This window comes from Sulfuricaulis sp., assembly GCF_049587675.1.
Classification (GTDB): Bacteria; Pseudomonadota; Gammaproteobacteria; order Acidiferrobacterales; family Sulfurifustaceae; genus Sulfuricaulis.
Map to the genome: position 1 here is coordinate 1 of NZ_JBAVEJ010000317.1, position 2,257 is coordinate 2,257.

Annotated in this window: 1 protein-coding gene and 1 pseudogene; both read right to left on the reverse strand. The window is 65.0% G+C overall.

Annotated elements, in window-relative coordinates; translation table 11 throughout:
* Nucleotides 1-535: 535 nt before the first annotated feature.
* The gene (locus WB402_RS15885) at nucleotides 536-1,573 is read right to left on the reverse strand and encodes an IS110 family transposase (RefSeq protein ID WP_424209601.1); all 1,038 of its coding nucleotides are present in this window, start codon (nucleotides 1,571-1,573) and stop codon (nucleotides 536-538) included.
* 75 nt (nucleotides 1,574-1,648) lie between these two features.
* Nucleotides 1,649-2,257 (reverse strand): annotated as a pseudogene (locus WB402_RS15890) (fatty acid desaturase family protein); the annotation flags it as partial.

The following is a 2,257-nucleotide window of genomic DNA, read 5'->3' on the forward strand; positions in this document are numbered from 1 at the left end:
GCTCAATCTCGGGGTGTTTGGCAAGTCGTCCGTAACCCGTCCGAACTCGTCCGAAACGCGTCCGCGGACGACACGGACGACCTACGGACGGGTCCCTATCCTTTCCGCAGGTCATTCCTGAAGGAGCGGGGCCTGTCAAGACCAACCTCTGTGTTGTTTTGTTGGTTCTGCGAGCTTCCTTGTCCTGGCTGGGCGCGTCGAAGTAGGCGCCGGGGTCAAGGCTCGGGCGGAGCCCGACCGCGTAGCGGCGGTAGGGCCTTGACGGCGACGCCGTTCGGCGCATGCTGTTCAGGGCAGGGAGGTCGAAAGTGGTTGTCCTGCTTTCGGGGTGGGTAGCAAGGGTGGTCGTTGACGTCTTCAGTGCCGGTTTCCCGGTGCGGGGCAGGCGATGGGGCTGCCGGTCATTCCTTCGCCGCGGTGTGCGGCATGAAGCGGTTCGCAGGGAGACGGTCGGTCGGGATCAATCAGAGGGGGCGACCTCGCCGGGTTCGGGGGTCATGACCTGCACGATCCGCAGCCGGCCGAGTCTGGCTGCTCACGCCGCGTGGGGTGGGTGGTGCAGGGCACGGATGTGGTGATCACGCAGCCCGTAGAAGACGAGCTCAAGCTGTCTTCGGGCGGCGGCCACGGCGCCGATGTTGCGGTTGCCGCGGCGATGAGCGACTTGTTCGCGGATCGCGCCGATGTGACTGGTGTCGGGCAGGATCTTCACCGATTCGATCGCCGCCCACCGCACCAGGCGCGAGCCTTGCTTGGTGATCCGGCCGCGGTGCACGGTGGTGTCGGATTCGTGGTGGGACGGCGTTAATCCGGCCCAACAGGTCAACTGGGCGGGGCCGGGGAAGCGGTGCACGTCCCCGATCTCGGCGACGAACACCGCCCCCAGCACGGGCCCGATGCCGGGGATCTGCTGGATCGCGGTGTAGCCGGCATCATGGCTCAGCCGACGCTGCGCCAGACCGGTGAACAGGTCTATCTCCGCGTCGAACCCTTCGATGAACCGGCGCAACGACGCGATCCGCTCTTTGTACGGTGCGGGCATCGTGACCTTGTCCAGCAGCAGGTTTCCCTCGACGCCGAACAGGTCGGTCATCGGCACCCAGACACCGCCCTTGGCCAGCACCGCGTGCACGTGGGCCTTGCACTGGGATCGCATCGCGACCAGTTTGGCCCTATGCCGCACCAGCTCGCGTAGTTCCCTTGTTTCCGGCGGGGCGATCCACGCGTGCGGCAGACGCCCCATCCGCAGCAAGTCCGCCAGATCTGCGGCGTCGCGTTGATCATTTTTGACCCGCCGATACGAAAACGCCTTCACCCCCAGCGGGTGCGCCAGATGCACCGTCGCGCCGAGCTCGGCGAGCGCATCGGCGGCCCAGTACCACCCGTAAGTCGCCTCGAGCACCACCTCCGGCGACTCGCCGGCACGGGACATCACCTCAGCCAGCACGTCACGGTCGTTGAGAATCCGTACCGTCTCCAACTGTTCGCCGGTCTCGCTCATCCGCACCAACACCGAGCGGCGTCGATGCAGATCCATACCGACAAACTGCCGACCCTCATAGAATTCGCTCACAGGGGCCTCCTTCGTCGTAACAAACGTGAGCACCCCGAGCATGCGCGCTCGGAACGGACACGAGGAGCGGAGGCCCCGCTCCTTCATGACATCAGGGTAGAGGTGGTGTTCGATCTGGTAGCAGAGGTTTCCACTGAGGAACGCCAACATCGGCCCAGCGCGAAAGTTCGCGGTGCCCAGCATTTGTCGCAAGTACCATTCGGGCTTCGTCTCACCCTCCAGTGCGGCAGGGGTGAACTTCTCCGCGCCGTCCGCGAAGTGCCCGCAGCAGATCACCACGTACGCCCACACATTGCGTAGCACGTTGGCGACCAGGTTCGCCGTGAGCGTGCGGCGCCATCGCCGAAGGCTCAGCGCGGGAAAGAACACATAGTCCTTGCCGGCCTGCCGGGCAATCTTGCGGATCAGCGCTCGGGTGTGAGCGGATTTCTCGGCGTCGGTCGCTGCGCGATTATGCTGCGAGTGCAGGCCCTGCGATGCGATGCCCCATTAGAACATGATGGCCAACAACACGTTTCGCACAGGCTGGAGCAGATTACTCAGCCGCCACTGCTGGTCGCGGGTGACCCGCAGGACGCCGTATCCGAGGTCGTGGTCCATGCCGATGACGTTGGTGAACACGTGGTGGCGGTAGTTGTGGGAATACCGCCACTGCGACGAGACACCCGCCATGTCCCACTCCCA